We start from the raw sequence: 16670 nt of genomic DNA, 5'->3' as shown, positions 1-16670 counted from the left end.
AGCTGCAATGCCCAGCCCACTGCGCCCGGATCAACGCCGGTTTCCTCTGCACATCCATATCAGCGTGATGTTCACCTTCCTGTTGTTACTGACCGGGGTGGTACTGGGTATTTTCAACTATCGGCAAACCACCCAGATCATCCTTTCCAGCAGCGAAAAACTCTTCAACCGCATCGAGCAGGATGTCCGTCTGGACCTGCATCGCACCTATCAGCCGATTCGTCATCTGCTCAACCTGCTGGCGGACAACCCGGCGACCCAGGCGCCTGACCTTGAGCAACGCCTGGCGTTGCTCAAGCCCTTCAGCCAATCGCTCAAGGACAATCCCGATCTGGCCTCGCTGTACCTGGGCTACGCTAATGGCGACTTCTTCATGGTTCGCCCCCTGCGTACCGTTACCCTGAAAACACAGGTCAAGGCACCGGCCACGGCGGCGTATCAGGTGTGGAGCATCGAACACCCAGGCGCCGGCCAGATCCGCTCCCGATCATTGTTTTTCGATCAGAACCTGGCCCTTGTCAGCCGCCAGGACAACCCCGACGAGACCTACGATCCCCGTACCCGCGCCTGGTTCTCCAGTGCCCTCGGCAACCATGATCAGATCACCACCGAGCCCTACCTTTTTTTCTCCACTCACAACGTCGGCACCACACTGGCCCGGCGCAGTGGCGAGCATGCAGTGATGGGGGCCGACCTCACGCTGGCTGAACTGTCCGCGACCCTGGCCGAACATGTGGTGACCCCCAGTACCGAAATTGTGCTGTTCAATGCCCAGGGCAATGCCATCGCTTACCCCGACAGCAGCAAGCTGATCGTCGACGACCAGACCGCCCGGTTGATCAAAGCCGCCGATCTGAGCCCCACGCTCGCGGCTTTGCTCACCAGCCCCTCCGAGGTCAATCGCCTGAACACCGCGGGCCGTCAATGGATCGTGGCGCGCAGCAGCATCCAGGAGGGTGGCCCGCAGGGACTGCAACTGGCGCTACTGGTGCCGGAGGACGAATTGCTCGTCGATGCCTACCGTATGCGCTGGCAAGGCGCGTTGATTACCCTGGCGACGCTGCTGTTGTGCCTGCCGATGGGTTGGCTGACCTCGAGAATCCTGGTCAAACCCTTGCGCGCCCTGGTGCAGGAAGCCGATGCGATTCGCAGTTTCGATTTCAACTTTCCGGCCTCCCGTCGCTCGCCGGTGCTTGAAGTCGACCAACTGAGCGTGTCGATGGCGCGCATGAAAGACACCCTGGCGAGTTTTTTCCAGATTACCGACAGCCTGAGCGCCGAGACCCGTTTTGCCCCGCTGCTGCAACGGGTGTTGTTTGAAACCGTAAAGATCGGCCAGGCCCAGGCCGGTCTGCTCTACCTGCGGGAAAGTGATGACGATCGCGTGGAGCCTCATGCGCTGGTCATCCATGGCAGCTCACAGGCGTTGCCGTCATTCGCCATTCAAGGACACACGCTTCAGGACCCGCAGAGCCCTCAATGGATGCAGAAATTGTCGAACGCCAACAATGTCGTCACCAGCCTGGGGTTCGAAGAGGCGGGAGATTTGCAGAAGGTTTTGCTCGCACTGGAGTGCCCCAGGGTTCATCTGATCGGTATCCGGCTGCACAATCGCCATAACGAAACCGTCGGCCTGCTGATCCTGCTGCTGGCAGACAGCGGCACGCAGGAAGACCTGGAAAAACTTCGCCCGGACCGCATCGCGTTTCTCCAGGCGGTTTCCGGTGCAGCCGCCGTGAGTATCGAAAGTCAGCGCCTGCAAGCCAAACAGAAGCAGCTGCTGGACTCTTTTATTCAACTGCTGGCTGGCGCGATCGATGCCAAGAGTCCCTATACCGGCGGTCATTGCCAACGGGTGCCGGCACTGACGCTGATGCTGGCGCAGGCGGCCGCAGCCAGTCAGGCCCCGGCCTTCAGCAGCTATCGACCCTCCGAAGATGAGTGGGAAGCCCTACACATCGCCGCCTGGCTGCATGATTGCGGCAAGATCACCACGCCTGAATACGTGGTCGACAAAGCCACGAAGCTTGAGACCCTGAACGACCGCATCCACGAAATCCGCACACGGTTCGAAGTGCTCAAGCGTGATGCCTGGATCAACTATTGGCAGGCCATCGCCCTGGGGGGTGACGAGAAGCATCTGGCGCAATTGCGCCATGCGAGCCTGGCGGCGCTGGATGATGATTTCGCGTTCATTGCCCGCTGCAATCTTGGCAGCGAGGCCATGGCCGAGGCCGATCTGCAACGCCTGAACACCATCGCCCAACGCACCTGGACCCGAACCCTGGACGATCGACTGGGGGTTTCGTGGGAAGAGAACCGTCGTCAGGCCCGGACCCCGCCGCCGACTCTGCCGGTCAGCGAGCCACTGCTGGCGGATAAACCCGAACACCTGATCGAACGCGCCGACAGTGAACTGATTCCGGCCGACAATCCGTGGGGATTCAAGCTCGACGTGCCACGCTACAAGTACAACCGGGGCGAGCTCTACAACCTGAGCATCACCCGAGGCACCCTGACCCGCGAGGAGCGTTACATCATCAATCACCACATGGTGCAGACGATTCTGATGCTCAGTCACCTGCCCTTCCCCGGCCATCTCAATAACGTCGCGGAGATCGCCGGTGGCCACCACGAAAAAATGGACGGCACCGGTTATCCCAAACGATTGAAGCGCGAAGACATGAGCTTGCCGGCGAGGATGATGGCGATTGCCGATATCTTCGAAGCGCTGACCGCCGCCGACCGCCCCTACAAGAAAGCCAAGTCCTTGAGCGAAGCGCTGGGCATCATGGCCACCATGTGCCGTGACGCCCACATTGACGCTGAGTTGTTCGGGTTGTTCATCAACGACGAAGTCTACTTGCAGTACGCCAACCGTTTTCTCGACCCACGACAGATTGATGCGGTCGACCTGTCAAGCCTGTTGATCAAGGCCGGCTTGAAGGCCTGATCAGCAATCAGTCAGACGCAGGAAGATCGCCGCCAGTTGTTCGATACCGGCCTGATCTTCAGCGGTAAAACGTGCGAGTTTCGGGCTGTCGAGGTCCAGCACACCGATCAGTCGACCGTCCTTGACCAGCGGCACTACCAGCTCACTGTTCGAGGCGCTGTCGCACGCGATGTGCCCGGGGAACGCATGTACATCTTCGACCCGTTGAGTCTGCAAGGTGGCCGCTGCCGCCCCGCACACACCGCGACCGAATGGAATTCGTACACAGGCGATCTGCCCCTGAAACGGGCCAAGCACCAGTTCTTCGTTGCGATTAAGGTAAAAACCGGCCCAGTTCAGGTCATCGAGCTGGTTGAACAGAAACGCCGAAAATTGTGCGGCGTTGGCGATAAAATCACGCTCGTCTGCCAGCAGTGATTCCAGCTGCGCCCACAGCATGCCGTAGCCCTCCAGGCCCTGGCCGCTCTTTTGTAAATCGATCATGCCTTGTGCTCCAACAGCTTCAGCCCGACCCAATAGCGGGCAAATTGATACGCGCAACGTCCGTTGCGATTGCCCCGGCCCGTGGCCCAGCGCACTGCGAGGATGTCCAGCTCTTCGTCACGCTGCCACTCAAGGCCGGCCTTGTCGGCCAATTGGCCGATCCAGTGTTCGACTACGTTGAGGAAATGCTCCTGAGTAAACGGATAGAACGACAGCCACAGACCAAAACGGTCCGACAGCGCGATCTTGTCTTCCACCGCCTCACTGGGATGGAGTTCGCCATCGACCCTTTTCCAGTTTTCGTTATCGCTTTCCTTTTCCGGCACCAGATGGCGACGGTTGGAGGTGGCGTACAGCAGAACGTTATCTGGCGCCTGTTCGAGCGAACCATCGAGCACGCTCTTGAGCACGCGGTAATCGCCCTCGCCCGACTCGAACGACAGGTCATCGCAAAACAGCACAAAGCGCTGAGGCAACTTGGCGATCTGCTCAACCACGCGTGGCAAGTCCGCCAGGTGATCGCGTTCGATCTCGATCAGCCGCAAGCCACTTTTGGCGTGTTCCGACAGCAAGGCACGCACCAACGACGATTTACCGGTGCCACGCGAGCCCCAGAGCAAAGCATGGTTGGCCGGCATGCCGTCGAGGAACTGGCGGGTGTTGCGGCCCAGTTGCTCCAGTTGCCGGTCAACGCCGATCAAGTCGGACAAACGCGTGTCCAGGCTGACTTGCAGCGGCAACAGAAAACCGCTGCGTCCCTCACGCTGCCAGCGTGCGGCCAGGCAGTGCGCCCAGTCGATGGTTTGCCGAGGCGCGGGCAGCAGCGGCTCGATACGGGCCAGAACGGCATCGGCGCGTTCAAGAAAAGCATTCAATCGGGAATCCACGTCTTCTCCTCGGGCACGTTCAAGGTAATGATGGCGATACAGCGACGAAACACAGCGACTACCCCCCTACAAGTGTTTTGCCAGAACATCGGTATCCATTGATGATCGACTATGCTTGAGCAGCGAAGGGAAACGGAAGTGGTTCAACATCCCATGGATATCAAGTTCAGCCACCGGCTGTCGTACAAACAAGCCAGGATTACGGTGCTGGCTGGTTTCATTCTGGGCACGCTGCTCAGCCTGCTGCAAATAGGCATCGATTATGCCAGCGAAGACGCCTCCATCAACCGCGAAATACTGTCCTTGCTGGAAATCAGCCATAACCCCGCATCTCGCATCGCCTACAACATCGATGCCGAACTCGCTCAGGAACTGGCCCTGGGTCTGTTGCGTTCCCCGGCAATCATCGGCGCGCAATTGACCGACAACAACAATACCGTGCTGGCCAGCGTCAAACGTCCGGGCCTGGAAAACAATGACCGGATGATCAGCGACTTCCTGTTCGGCGCCAACCGGCAGTTCGCAGACCGCCTTTACCTCGACCACTTGCCGGACGAATCCCTCGGGACCTTGCAACTGGAAGTCGATACCTACACCTTCGGCAGTCGTTTCCTGCGCCGGGCCGAAGTGACCCTGCTCAATGGCTTCGCGCGCAGCCTGATTCTCACGGGCATTCTGCTAGCGCTGTTTTATGTGATGCTGACCAAACCGCTGGTGCGGGTTATCCGCGAACTCAGTGGCCGTGATCCGCGCAGCGCGGAACCGACGTTGCTGGAGTGTCCGACGGGGCATGAAAACGATGAAATCGGGGTCTTGGTCGAGGTCGCCAATCAGCAGTTCGAAAATATCGCCACCGAAATCCAGCAACGGCGCAACGCCGAAAACCGCCTGACTGACTACCTCTCGCAACTGGAAAACATCGTCTCGGCCCGCACCGCGGAACTCAAGGCGATCAATACCCGCCTCAGCCAATCCAACGAAGAATTGGAAATCGCCCGCAGCACTGCCCTGGACATGGCCGAAGCGCGCTCGGTGTTCCTGGCCAACATGAGTCATGAAATCCGCACGCCCCTCAACGGTCTGCTGGGGATGATCGCGCTCTCGCTGGACGGCCCGCTCAATGCCGAGCAGCAGCAACAGCTGTCCATCGCCCATGACTCGGGTAAAGTGCTGGTGGAACTGCTCAACGATATTCTCGACCTGTCGAAGTTCGATGCCGGCCAGCTCGAACTCGAACACATTCCGTTCGACCTTGGTTCGCTAATCGAAGACACCGCCAACCTGCTGTCCCAGAACGCCGCGCCCAGTGTCGAGCTGGCATGCCTGATCGACCCGCAATTTCCCGCTCTGGTGCTCGGTGATCCGACCCGGGTCCGGCAGATCGTCAGCAACTTGTTGTCCAACGCTCTCAAATTCACCCGTTTCGGACGGGTCGATGTGCGTCTTTCAACGTTCGAAGACGGTGTGCGAATCGAAGTCTGCGACACTGGCATCGGCATCGCCCAGGACGCGCAGGTGAAAATCTTCCAGCCCTTCACCCAGGCCGGTGCCGGCATTACCCGGCAATTCGGCGGCACCGGGTTGGGCCTGGCGCTGACTTATAGCCTCTGCGAAGCCATGCAAGGGCGTCTGACGATCAGCTCGGAAGCGGGCTTCGGCAGCCAGTTCTGCGCCGACCTGCCCCTGCCCTGCCATACCCGGGCCATTTCCCCGGCCGCACTGCGGGGCAACATCGTCGCGATCACCGCCGCCAGCAGCGGTCTGGCGGAATTGCTGAACAGTCTGCTGCCCAGCTGGGGGCTCGACTATCAACAGCGTTCCATCGATGACCGGTTGATCGGGCTGGAGCCGGATGTGCTGATCACCGACTGCCCCGAATGCCTGTTTGGCCTGCGTCCTACCTTCACCGCGCCGATTCTGCTGGTGACCGCCTATGGGAGTTTCCTGCCCAGCGACCAAGTCAACGCCCTCGCGCCCTTGCAGCAACAGGCGCGACCTCTGGCGCGCAATGCGCTTTACCAGACATTGCGGCGGATCTTGCAGCCGGAACTCACCACCATCAACGGGGCGCGGATCGAAGCCATCTCACCCCTGCGACGCGGACGCATCCTGCTGGTGGAGGACAACCCGGTCAATCAGTTGGTGGCCAAGGGCATGCTCGGAAAACTCGGTTGCGAGGTGAGCGTCGCGGCCCACGGCGGCGAAGCGCTGGATCAGCTTGAGCAGAGCGAATTCGATCTGGTGCTCATGGACTGCAACATGCCGGTGATGGATGGCTATGAAGCCAGTCGGCAGATTCGTCGCAGCGGGCGCTGGCCACAGCTGCCCATCGTCGCCCTGACCGCCAACGCCATGTCCGAAGAGCGCGAACGCTGCCGTGCGGCGGGCATGAGTGACTACCTGGCCAAACCTTTCCGCCGGGAAGAACTGGCTGCCTTGCTCGACTTGTGGATACCTGCTACGACAGCGCTTTGATTTGCCCCAGCAGATGATCGAGGCCATCGCGCAGATCATTCAGGCGATCCAGATCGACGCCGCTATCGCATAACAGCCGGGCCTTGAGCGGCCCGACCTGATCGCGCAAAGCCTTGCCGGCGGGCGAGAGGCTCAAGTGCACCTCACGCTCGTCGCGCGCCGAACGCTGACGCTGCACCAGTTGCAGTTGCTCAAGCCGCTTGAGCAGCGGCGTCAAGGTTCCGGAATCCAGCGCCAGGCGCTCACCCAAGGCCTTGACCGTCGGCTGCTCCGGCGCCGCCTCCTGCCATTCCCACAGCACCAGCATCGCCAGGTATTGCGGGTAGGTCAGGCCCAACTGATCGAGCATCGGCTTATAGGCTCGGATCACCGCCCGCGATGCGGCGTACAGCTTGAAGCAGAGTTGACTGTCGAGCTTCAGCGAATCAACTGACAACGTGTTCATTTGAGCAGGGCTTCGATCTCGCGGCTCAGGTCCTGCGGCTTGGTCGCCGGAGCAAAGCGCTTGACCAACTTGCCATCCTTGCCGATCAGGAACTTGGTGAAGTTCCACTTGATGCCCTGGGATCCCAGCACGCCCGGTGCGCGTTTTTTCAACTGAACGAACAGTGGATGGGCGCCGGCACCATTGACTTCGATCTTCTTGAACAGCGGGAAGCTCACCCCGTAGTTCAATTCGCAGAACTCGGAAATCGCCCCCTCGTTGCCCGGCTCTTGCTTGCCGAACTGATTGCAGGGAAAGCCGAGCACCACCAGGCCTTGATCCTTGTAGGTCTGCCACAACTCTTCGAGACCTTTGTATTGCGGGGTGAACCCGCATTTACTGGCGGTGTTGACCACCAGCACCGCTTTGCCGGCGAAATCGGCCAGGGTCTTTTGCTCGCCCTTGATGGTGGTACAAGGAATGCTCAACAGGTTGTCGCTCATGGCACGAACTCCGAGTGGAAGAACAAAGACCAAACATAGCGAGCAATTGAATTGCGTGCAATTTAATAAATCAATAGAGACCCGCACACGATTCTCATCGTAGGGGCGGGGTACATCCGCGCCCCTGCGCAGATTATTGGCGGGGAACGAGGTCCAGGCACACCGAGTTGATGCAATAACGCAGGCCGGTGGGCGGCGGACCGTCCGGGAACACGTGCCCAAGGTGCGCATCGCACTTGGCGCAGACCACTTCAGTGCGAATCATGCCGTGGCTGACATCACGGATCTCGACCATCGCGCTGTCGCCGATCGGCGCGTAGAAGCTCGGCCAGCCGCAGCCGGAATCGAATTTGGTCTTGGAGTCGAACAGCGGCGCATTGCAGCAGATGCAGTGGTAAACACCGTCGATCTTGCTGTCGTTGTACTTACCGGAGAACGGCCGCTCGGTGCCCTTGAGGCGGCAAACGTTGTACTGCTCCGGATCGAGCATTTCACGCCATTCTTCCAGGGTTTTTTCCAACTTTTCCATGATCACACCTCAGCAACTGAAAAAGCCCGATCTGTACCTTTTCCACGGATCGGGCGGCACGTATGATTGCGCCTCGTCAAACGCCAGTCTGGCAGCCAGACCACGCGCATTCAAACGGATTATGAGTGCCGCGACTCAAGGCGTCAGGCCTGTGTGAATACGCAGGATTCCCAGTACGGTCGTTCATACGCCGCCTGGATCGTTCATTATCGGGAACACATCGCCATGCAGGTCAGCAAATCGAACAAGCTCGCCAACGTCTGCTACGACATTCGCGGCCCAGTGCTCAAGCACGCCAAACGCCTGGAAGAGGAAGGCCATCGCATCCTCAAGCTGAACATCGGCAACCCGGCGCCCTTTGGTTTCGAAGCGCCGGATGAAATCCTTCAGGACGTGATCCGCAACCTGCCGACCGCCCAGGGCTACAGCGACTCCAAGGGCCTGTTCAGCGCCCGCAAGGCCGTGATGCAGTACTACCAGCAAAAACAGGTGGAAGGCGTCGGCATCGAAGACATCTACCTGGGCAACGGCGTTTCCGAGCTGATCGTGATGTCGATGCAGGCCCTGCTCAACAACGGCGACGAAGTGCTGGTGCCGGCTCCCGACTATCCGCTGTGGACTGCCGCAGTCAGCCTGTCGGGCGGCAACCCGGTGCATTACCTGTGCGACGAGCAGGCCAACTGGTGGCCGGACCTGGCCGACATCAAGGCCAAGATCACGCCGAACACCAAGGCGCTGGTGATCATCAACCCGAACAACCCGACCGGTGCGGTGTACTCGAAGGAAGTGCTGCTGGGCATGCTGGAACTGGCCCGTCAGCACAATCTGGTGGTGTTCTCCGACGAGATCTACGACAAGATCCTGTACGACGACGCCGTGCACATCTGCACTGCTTCACTGGCGCCGGACTTGCTGTGCCTGACCTTCAACGGTCTGTCCAAGTCCTATCGCGTGGCCGGTTTCCGTTCCGGCTGGGTCGCCATTTCCGGCCCGAAACATCATGCCCAAAGCTACATCGAAGGCATCGACATGCTGGCCAACATGCGCCTGTGTGCCAACGTGCCGAGCCAGCACGCCATTCAGACCGCGCTGGGCGGCTATCAAAGCATCAACGATCTGGTGCTGCCACAAGGGCGTCTGCTGGAACAGCGCAATCGTACCTGGGAACTGCTGAACGACATTCCGGGCGTGAGCTGCGTCAAGCCGATGGGCGCGCTGTATGCGTTCCCGCGGATCGACCCGAAAGTCTGCCCAATCCACAACGACGAGAAATTCGTGCTCGACCTGCTGCTCTCCGAAAAGCTGTTGGTGGTACAAGGCACGGCCTTCAACTGGCCATGGCCGGACCACTTCCGTGTGGTCACCCTGCCACGGCTCGACGACCTGGATCAGGCAATCGGCCGGATCGGCAACTTCCTCAAATCCTATCGCCAGTAAGTGCTCTGTCACCGTGCGACGCGGGTTAAAGTCGCACGGTGATTAATTCAGCAACACATCTGTGCCCCCCACCTTGCATCGTTGTTTCAAGCGCTGACGGACGACACGTTTAATGCCCGCGCCTAACAACGGCGGGGGCCTGCCACGCTAATTGGCTGACAACCGTTTCCCATGTCGACGTCGGAAATACCCTTCAAGCAGCTAGACTGTTGCTGTAGGACACAGTTTGAAATAGTCACTCGGTTGAATACCCCGGTGCGGCACCTTATATACCCCGCAGTACGCTACATATTTAGCACGAGGAGATTTCTACAACCATGATGCGCATTTTGCTGTTTTTGGCCACTAACCTGGCGGTCGTGCTGATTGCCAGCATCACCCTGAGCCTTTTCGGCTTCAACGGGTTCATGGCGGCCAATGGGGTTGATCTCAACCTCAATCAGCTGCTGATTTTCTGTGCGGTCTTTGGTTTCGCCGGTTCCCTGTTCTCGCTGTTCATCTCCAAGTGGATGGCGAAAATGAGTACCAGCACCCAGATCATCAGCCAGCCGCGCACCCGGCACGAGCAATGGCTGCTGCAAACCGTCGAGCAATTGTCCCGCGAAGCCGGGATCAAGATGCCCGAGGTCGGGATTTTCCCGGCCTATGAAGCCAACGCCTTCGCCACCGGCTGGAACAAGAACGATGCACTGGTCGCGGTCAGCCAGGGCTTGCTCGAGCGTTTCTCGCCGGATGAAGTGAAAGCCGTTCTGGCCCACGAAATCGGCCACGTGGCCAATGGCGACATGGTCACCCTGGCGTTGATCCAGGGCGTGGTGAACACCTTCGTGATGTTCTTCGCCCGGATCATCGGTAACTTTGTCGACAAGGTGATCTTCAAGAACGAAGAAGGCCAAGGTATCGCCTACTACGTAGCGACCATCTTCGCTGAACTGGTCCTGGGCATCCTGGCCAGCGCCATCGTCATGTGGTTCTCGCGCAAGCGCGAATTTCGTGCCGATGATGCCGGTGCACGCCTGGCCGGTACCAGCGCAATGATCGGTGCCCTGCAGCGTCTGCGTGCAGAACAAGGGTTGCCGGTGCACATGCCGGACACCCTGAATGCTTTCGGCATCAACGGTGGTCTCAAACAAGGGTTCGCCCGTATGTTCATGAGCCACCCGCCTCTGGAAGAGCGCATCGACGCATTGCGTCGTCGGGGCTGACAGGCTCCGCACCAAAAGAAAAGGCCCGCAGTGATTGCGGGCCTTTTTTTGTCTGTTTGAATGTGTGGTGCTCATTCTGGCCCCTTCGCGAGCAGGCTCGCTCCCACAGTGGAGCGACGCTGCCTAATGTGGGAGCGAGCCTGCTCGCGATGAGGCCGGTACAACCACTACAAATCTATCGGCTGGAAACCCGATACACCCGCTCTTCAAGCCTTGTGACACCGGCCTCAAGAAACTTCCAGCTCTCACCCAGGACGTCCTGGTCTTCCAGAATCTTCAACTCCCACGAAGCGCCCAGTAACCGCTGCACTTCATCATCCAGCACCGCAAACGGCGGCCCGTCCATCTGCGCCTGATCGTAATCCAGGGTAATCAACAGCCCCAGAGAATCCTTCGGCAGAATCCGAATCAGATGAGCCGCGTATTGCTCACGCATCGCCGGCGGTAGGGCAATCAACGCCGCACGGTCGTACAACCCACTGCAGTCGGCCACATCGCCTGCCGTCAACTCAAAGAAATCGCCACACCACAATTCGATTGAACCGGCACGGTAGACCTTGAACGGCCCCTGTTCACTGATGTCCGGGTCAAATTGATGCTCAGCGAAGAAATCCTCCACGGCCTTTTCCGACAGCTCAATTCCCAAGACCTCATGACCTAGGTGCGCCAGCCACAACAGATCCAGACTTTTCCCACACAGCGGCACCAGCACGCGAGCGCCCTCTTCCAGGCCCAACGCTGGCCAAAACCGTTGCAGATGTGGATTCACTTCCGGCAGATGAAAGCCGATCTGATTCGACGCCCATCGTTTGTGCCAAAACTCCGGCTGCATAATTAACCCCGAAAAATTCGATCAAAAGACCCTAAAACTTATATTAGATTTAGATCAATGATCTGACTGAAGATGGTGCCATCTTACTCTCAGGAGCTCATTCATGTTCCCCAGCCTGTATATCTCTCATGGCTCTCCGATGCTAGCCCTGGAACCGGGCGCCAGCGGGCCGGCCCTCGCGCGTCTGGCCGCCGCATTGCCGAAACCCAAAGCCATCGTGATAGTTTCCGCGCACTGGGAAAGCAGCGAACTGCTGGTCAGCGGCAACCCACAGCCTGAAACCTGGCACGACTTCGGCGGCTTTCCCCAGGCCTTGTTCGAGGTGCAATACCCGGCCCCCGGCAATCCGCAACTGGCGGCGGAGGTGGTCGAGCTGCTGAAGGCCGATGGCCTGCCGGCGCGCATCGACACCCAGCGACCGTTCGATCATGGCGTTTGGGTGCCCTTGTCGTTGATGTATCCGCAGGCTGACATCCCGGTGGTGCAGGTCTCGCTGCCCACACGTGGCGGCCCTGTCCTGCAAACTCGCGTCGGCCATGCCTTGGCCAGCCTGCGCGAGCACGGCGTGCTGTTGATCGGCTCCGGCAGCATCACCCACAACCTGCGCGAACTGGACTGGCACGCCGGCCCGGAAAGCGTCGAACCCTGGGCCAAGGCGTTCCGCGACTGGATGATCGAGAAGCTCGAAGCGAACGACGAAGCCGCGTTGCACGACTATCGTCAGCAAGCTCCGAATGCTGTGCGCAGCCATCCGAGCGACGAACATCTGCTGCCGCTGTACTTTGCCCGCGCGGCTGGGGGTGAGTTCAGCATTGCGCACCAGGGTTTCACCATGGGGGCGTTGGGGATGGATATTTATCGCTTTGGCTGACACTTGATCGTTCCCACGCTCTGCGTGGGAATGAATCAATGGACGCTCTGCGTCCGCTTCTGGGACGCGGAGCGTCCCGGGCTGCATTCCCACGCAGAGCGTGGGAACGATCAACAACAGGCAAAAAAAATCCCCGAACCAGTCGGGGATTTTTTATGTGCGATCAATCAGCTCGAGAGCGGATCAATCTTCGCGATAGCGACGCAGCTTCAACTGCTTACCGGCAACGCGAGTGTCCTTCAGTTTGGTCAGCAGCTTCTCCAGACCATCTTCCGGCAGCTCGACGAGGCTGAAGCTGTCACGCACCTGGATGCGGCCGATGGCTTCACGTGCCAAACCGCCTTCATTCAGGATGGCGCCCAGCAGGTTCTTGGCAGCGATACCATCACGCGCACCCAGCGCGGTACGGCAACGAGCACGACCTTCGGCCAATGGAACCGGAGCACGACGCTCGCGATCACCACGGTCCGGACGATCACCGGAACGCTCTGGACGATCGCCACGCGGTGCGTTGTTCGGCACCAATGGACGTTCTTTCTCGATTGCGGCCAGGGTCAGCGCCTGAGCGTTGGTTGCCTTGCGCAGCAGAGCAGCGGCCAGTGCACGCGGGGTGCAACCGATGTCGGCGGTCAGGCGATCCAGCAGATCACCGTGAGTCGATTCGGCATCAGCGACCAGCGGCGACAGGCTGTTGGTCAGTTTCTTGATGCGAGCATCGAGAACGGCCTGGGCGTCCGGCAGACGAACTTCGGCAACTTTCTGACCGGTTACACGCTCGATCACTTGCAGCATGCGGCGCTCACGAGGAGTCACCAGCAGCAGTGCACGACCTTCGCGACCGGCACGGCCGGTACGGCCGATACGGTGAACGTAGGATTCCGGGTCGTACGGCATATCAACGTTGAATACGTGAGTGATACGCGGAACGTCCAGGCCACGAGCGGCAACGTCGGTCGCCACAACGATGTCCAGACGGCCATCCTTGAGGGATTCGATCACGCGCTCACGCTGGTTCTGAGCAATGTCACCGTTCAGCGCAGCGGCTTTGTAGCCTTTGGCTTCCAGGGCACTGGCCAGGTCCAGGGTCGCTTGCTTGGTGCGCACGAACATGATCAGGGCGTCGAAATCTTCCACTTCCAGCAGGCTCAATACAGCCGAGGTCTTCTGGTCAGCGTGAACCAACAGGTGAGCCTGTTCGATCGCGGTAACAGTCTGAGTCTTGGTCTGGATCTTCACGTGTTGCGGATCGCGCAGATGGCGTTCGGCAATGGCACGGATCGACTGCGGCAGGGTGGCCGAGAACAATACGGTCTGACGGGTTGCTGGCAGGGCCTTGAAAATAACTTCGAGGTCGTCCATGAAACCCAGTTTGAGCATTTCATCAGCTTCGTCGAGAACCAGGTGGTTCACGGTAGCCAGAACTTTTTCGTCACGACGCAGGTGGTCGCACAGACGGCCCGGCGTGGCGACAACGATCTGTGCGCCATTACGGATTGCTTTCAGTTGTGGGCCCATAGGCGCGCCGCCGTAAACGGCCACAACGGTAACGCCCGGCATTTGCTTGGCGTAGGTTTCGAAAGCGGTTGCTACTTGCAGCGCCAACTCACGGGTTGGCGCCAGGATCAGGGCTTGCGGCTCGCGCTTTGCAGGATCGATGCGGTGCAGGATCGGCAGGGCGAACGCGGCGGTTTTACCCGTACCGGTTTGCGCCTGACCAATCATGTCGTGACCGGCCATGATGATCGGGATCGATTGCTGCTGAATAGCCGAAGGTTCTTCGTAGCCGGTCGCAATGACAGCTGCAAGAATATTCGGATTAAGATTAAAAGCGGCGAAGCCGCCGGTTTCCTGGGTCATGGGTCTGCCTCTAAGTGCATCCGCAAAGACCCATGCTCCAAAGCTGCGCATGCCGTGTAAGACTCAAGAGTCGCCCTGGCTGCTTTGTCGGCGGGGATTTGCGAAAACGAATGAATGAAAAAGATTCGTCAAGGAAGAGTCCGCTGTGCGGACGTGCAGCCGAAGCTGGCTTCGGGGAATTGCGCTACCTAAACGCGGCCCGGTTAAAGGCCGGCGCGCACTATACCGGAATTCGCCCAAAAAGGGAGCTTTTTTTATCGGAAAAAACCGGCGCATACCGTTGTGTCACGGGCTTTGCGGATAATTGTGCGACGGTCTATTTTGCAAAGGCCCGGCCCTGCTGACGATGGCGCTAAAACGGTTCACTCTAGCGACGCAGCCCCTTCGGTCTGACACCCCCTTCCCCACCCGAGGAAATGTCCCATGAATCAGCCCAGTCCCAGTCGTGTAACCCGTGAACGACACGGTCATGTCCTGATGATCGGTCTGGATCGGGTGGCCAAACGTAATGCCTTCGACCTCGACCTGCTCAACGAACTCAGCCTGGCCTATGGTGAGTTCGAGGCCGACAGCGAGGCGCGGGTGGCGGTGGTGTTCGGCCATGGCGAGCATTTTACTGCAGGGCTCGATCTGGTCAGCGCCGGCGCGGCCCTGGCCGAAGGCTGGCAGGCGCCGCCCGGTGGCTGCGACCCATGGGGCGTGCTCGCAGGCCCCCGGGTCAGCAAACCGGTGATTGTCGCTGCGCAAGGCTACTGCCTGACCGTTGGCATCGAGCTGATGCTGGCCGCCGACATCAACCTGTGCGCCAGCAACACCCGTTTTGCCCAGAAGGAAGTGCAGCGCGGAATCTTCCCGTTTGGCGGCGCGACCTTGCGCCTGCATCAGGTCGCCGGCTGGGGCAATGCCATGCGCTGGCTGCTTACTGGCGATGAGTTCGATGCTCATGACGCCTTGCATCTGGGGTTGGTACAGGAGGTCATGGCCAGCGAGGATTTATTGCCGCGGGCCATTGAATTGGCGGAGCGGATTGCCCGACAGGCACCGCTGGGGGTTCAGGCAACGCTGATGTCGGCCCGGCAGGCACGCTATGAGGGTGAAATGGCGGCAGCTCAGGCCTTGCCGGCGCAGGTGAAAAAATTGCTGAACAGCGAGGATGCCAAGGAGGGTGTGCGGTCGATGATCGAGAAGCGGCCGGGGGTTTTCAAAGGCTGCTGACATTCAACCTGTGGCGAGGGGGCTTGCCCCCGTTGGGTTGCGCAGCAACCCCAAAACCATTCAATTCGGGTGTATCAGGCACACCGCAATAGCTGATTTTACGACGGCTTCGCCGCCGAACGGGGGCAAGCCCCCTCGCCACAATGAATTCATGCAACCATTCAAGTCGCCGGCCGAATAGCCTTGATCAACGACTGCAACGAATACCCCAATCGCGGCGCCAGGCCTTCAGCGCGAGCGATCAGCCCATCCATGTCCAGTTCCTGATCCAGCTCCGATGGCACAATCAGAATCACGTTACCCTCCTTCACTGGCAGTTCCCAGTAATGCCGGTGATAGAGACCGCGCAACAACGCCGCCCCCAACGGCCGACCATCGTCGGTGGCCCACTGGTTGATCACCAGCCAGCCACCAGGATTCAAACGCTTCTGACAGTTTTCCAGAAAACCCCAGGCCAGATGCCCGACACCTGGCCCGACATCGGTATAGAGGTCGACGAAAATCAGATCGGCCGGTTCAGCCGTTTCGAGCAGCTCCAAGGCATCGCCGACGCGGATGTACAGCCGCGGATCGTCATCCAGCCCGAGGTATTCGATGGCCAGGCGCGGCACATCTGGGCGCAGCTCGATGGCTTCGACGTCTTCCAGCGGCAGGAACTTGAGGCAAGCCTGGGTCAGCGTGCCGGCGCCGAGCCCGAGGAACAGCGCGCTTTCCGGCAGTTCGTGGCACAGCGCGCCAATCAGCATCGCCCGGGTGTAATCGTACTCGAGCCAGCTCGGGTCAGCGGTGAACACACAGCTCTGTTCGATGGCATCACCGAACTCCAGGAAACGGTAATCGGCCACTTCCAGCACGCGAATCACGCCGAACTCATCCTGTACCTCGGCGAGCAGATGCTCGACGCGCTCCTCAGTCATTTCGTCTCCTGATCGTCACCGGGATCCGGCAACGTAATAAGACCGCGTGGGTGGCGCGGCAAAGGCGCGATTGTCCGCGAAG

Annotated in this window: 14 protein-coding genes; 6 read left to right on the top strand and 8 right to left on the bottom strand. The window is 59.6% G+C overall.

All coding sequences use genetic code 11. The features are described from left to right. Positions 1 to 7: 7 nt before the first annotated feature. Positions 8 to 2953 (top strand): HD domain-containing phosphohydrolase, encoded by a 2946-nt coding sequence (locus ACZ9IM_RS25220; protein WP_476225263.1) that lies wholly within the window; start codon positions 8 to 10, stop codon positions 2951 to 2953. On the opposite strand, the gene ACZ9IM_RS25215 is transcribed toward ACZ9IM_RS25220, so the two are convergent. Both ACZ9IM_RS25215 and ACZ9IM_RS25210 read right to left on the bottom strand, forming a co-directional pair. After that, positions 2954 to 3436, bottom strand: a complete 483-nt coding sequence (locus tag ACZ9IM_RS25215) for a GAF domain-containing protein (RefSeq protein WP_008075659.1) — start codon at positions 3434 to 3436, stop codon at positions 2954 to 2956. Then, entirely contained in the window at positions 3433 to 4323 is an 891-nt protein-coding gene (locus tag ACZ9IM_RS25210; protein WP_123497579.1) for an ATP-binding protein, read from the bottom strand. Before ACZ9IM_RS25210 ends, ACZ9IM_RS25215 begins: the two co-directional genes overlap by 4 nt. Before the next feature lie 153 nt (positions 4324 to 4476). On the opposite strand from ACZ9IM_RS25210, the gene ACZ9IM_RS25205 reads away from it, so the two are divergent. Beyond that, complete coding sequence (locus ACZ9IM_RS25205) at positions 4477 to 6798, top strand: hybrid sensor histidine kinase/response regulator (RefSeq protein WP_476225260.1); 2322 nt, start codon at positions 4477 to 4479, stop codon at positions 6796 to 6798. Here ACZ9IM_RS25205 and ACZ9IM_RS25200 read toward each other — a convergent pair. The 3 genes from ACZ9IM_RS25200 to msrB all read right to left on the bottom strand — a co-directional run bounded on the left by ACZ9IM_RS25200 (position 6782) and on the right by msrB (position 8254). Further along, the gene (locus tag ACZ9IM_RS25200) at positions 6782 to 7243 is read right to left on the bottom strand and encodes a MarR family winged helix-turn-helix transcriptional regulator (protein ID WP_038982224.1); all 462 of its coding nucleotides are present in this window, start codon (positions 7241 to 7243) and stop codon (positions 6782 to 6784) included. The genes ACZ9IM_RS25205 and ACZ9IM_RS25200 overlap by 17 nt on opposite strands. Then, positions 7240 to 7725 (bottom strand): glutathione peroxidase, encoded by a 486-nt coding sequence (locus ACZ9IM_RS25195; protein WP_008075665.1) that lies wholly within the window; start codon positions 7723 to 7725, stop codon positions 7240 to 7242. The genes ACZ9IM_RS25200 and ACZ9IM_RS25195 overlap by 4 nt, the downstream gene beginning before the upstream one ends. A 133-nt stretch (positions 7726 to 7858) precedes the next feature. After that, positions 7859 to 8254 carry a peptide-methionine (R)-S-oxide reductase MsrB gene (msrB, locus tag ACZ9IM_RS25190; protein ID WP_476225257.1) on the bottom strand — a complete coding sequence of 132 codons (396 nt, stop codon included), beginning with the start codon at positions 8252 to 8254 and terminating at the stop codon, positions 7859 to 7861. A 225-nt stretch (positions 8255 to 8479) separates the two neighbouring features. On the opposite strand from msrB, the gene ACZ9IM_RS25185 reads away from it, so the two are divergent. Next, on the top strand, positions 8480 to 9691 hold the full coding sequence (locus ACZ9IM_RS25185; protein ID WP_427624379.1) for a pyridoxal phosphate-dependent aminotransferase: 1212 nt from the start codon (positions 8480 to 8482) through the stop codon (positions 9689 to 9691). A gap of 317 nt (positions 9692 to 10008) precedes the next feature. After that, positions 10009 to 10896: a protease HtpX gene (gene htpX, locus ACZ9IM_RS25180; protein WP_008075669.1), complete on the top strand. Its 888-nt coding sequence runs from the start codon at positions 10009 to 10011 to the stop codon at positions 10894 to 10896. 175 nt (positions 10897 to 11071) lie between these two features. Here the strand turns inward: htpX and ACZ9IM_RS25175 are convergent, their stop codons facing one another. Beyond that, positions 11072 to 11728 (bottom strand): thiopurine S-methyltransferase, encoded by a 657-nt coding sequence (locus ACZ9IM_RS25175; protein WP_476225254.1) that lies wholly within the window; start codon positions 11726 to 11728, stop codon positions 11072 to 11074. A gap of 103 nt (positions 11729 to 11831) precedes the next feature. Between ACZ9IM_RS25175 and ACZ9IM_RS25170 the strand changes: the two genes are divergently transcribed. Beyond that, on the top strand, positions 11832 to 12599 hold the full coding sequence (locus ACZ9IM_RS25170; RefSeq protein WP_476225252.1) for a DODA-type extradiol aromatic ring-opening family dioxygenase: 768 nt from the start codon (positions 11832 to 11834) through the stop codon (positions 12597 to 12599). A gap of 183 nt (positions 12600 to 12782) precedes the next feature. Here ACZ9IM_RS25170 and ACZ9IM_RS25165 read toward each other — a convergent pair whose 3' ends face one another. Further along, the gene (locus ACZ9IM_RS25165; protein WP_007899905.1) at positions 12783 to 14456 is read right to left on the bottom strand and encodes a DEAD/DEAH box helicase; all 1674 of its coding nucleotides are present in this window, start codon (positions 14454 to 14456) and stop codon (positions 12783 to 12785) included. Between the two features lie 423 nt (positions 14457 to 14879). Here ACZ9IM_RS25165 and ACZ9IM_RS25160 point away from each other — a divergent pair, with 423 nt between their 5' ends. Next, entirely contained in the window at positions 14880 to 15671 is a 792-nt protein-coding gene (locus ACZ9IM_RS25160; RefSeq protein ID WP_476225250.1) for a crotonase/enoyl-CoA hydratase family protein, read from the top strand. 161 nt (positions 15672 to 15832) lie between these two features. Here ACZ9IM_RS25160 and ACZ9IM_RS25155 read toward each other — a convergent pair whose 3' ends face one another. Continuing rightward, the gene (locus ACZ9IM_RS25155) at positions 15833 to 16588 is read right to left on the bottom strand and encodes a spermidine synthase (protein WP_123501247.1); all 756 of its coding nucleotides are present in this window, start codon (positions 16586 to 16588) and stop codon (positions 15833 to 15835) included. Between the last annotated feature and the right edge of the window lie 82 nt (positions 16589 to 16670).

It is taken from the genome of Pseudomonas sp. TE12508 (assembly GCF_056279485.1).
Note: the sequence above shows the minus strand (reverse complement) of the source record. Positions and strands in the feature narration are given on the sequence as shown.

Bases quoted from the DNA above. Each gene is read 5' to 3' on its own strand.
- ACZ9IM_RS25220 (WP_476225263.1), top strand. From the start codon at position 8: ATGCCCAGCCCACTGCGCCCGGATCAACGCCGGTTTCCTCTGCACATC.
- ACZ9IM_RS25215 (WP_008075659.1), bottom strand. From the start codon at position 3,436: ATGATCGATTTACAAAAGAGCGGCCAGGGCCTGGAGGGCTACGGCATG.
- ACZ9IM_RS25205 (WP_476225260.1), top strand. From the start codon at position 4,477: ATGGATATCAAGTTCAGCCACCGGCTGTCGTACAAACAAGCCAGGATT.
- ACZ9IM_RS25200 (WP_038982224.1), bottom strand. From the start codon at position 7,243: ATGAACACGTTGTCAGTTGATTCGCTGAAGCTCGACAGTCAACTCTGC.
- ACZ9IM_RS25195 (WP_008075665.1), bottom strand. From the start codon at position 7,725: ATGAGCGACAACCTGTTGAGCATTCCTTGTACCACCATCAAGGGCGAG.
- msrB (WP_476225257.1), bottom strand. From the start codon at position 8,254: ATGGAAAAGTTGGAAAAAACCCTGGAAGAATGGCGTGAAATGCTCGAT.
- ACZ9IM_RS25185 (WP_427624379.1), top strand. From the start codon at position 8,480: ATGCAGGTCAGCAAATCGAACAAGCTCGCCAACGTCTGCTACGACATT.
- htpX (WP_008075669.1), top strand. From the start codon at position 10,009: ATGATGCGCATTTTGCTGTTTTTGGCCACTAACCTGGCGGTCGTGCTG.
- ACZ9IM_RS25175 (WP_476225254.1), bottom strand. From the start codon at position 11,728: ATGCAGCCGGAGTTTTGGCACAAACGATGGGCGTCGAATCAGATCGGC.
- ACZ9IM_RS25170 (WP_476225252.1), top strand. From the start codon at position 11,832: ATGTTCCCCAGCCTGTATATCTCTCATGGCTCTCCGATGCTAGCCCTG.
- ACZ9IM_RS25165 (WP_007899905.1), bottom strand. From the start codon at position 14,456: ATGACCCAGGAAACCGGCGGCTTCGCCGCTTTTAATCTTAATCCGAAT.
- ACZ9IM_RS25160 (WP_476225250.1), top strand. From the start codon at position 14,880: ATGAATCAGCCCAGTCCCAGTCGTGTAACCCGTGAACGACACGGTCAT.
- ACZ9IM_RS25155 (WP_123501247.1), bottom strand. From the start codon at position 16,588: ATGACTGAGGAGCGCGTCGAGCATCTGCTCGCCGAGGTACAGGATGAG.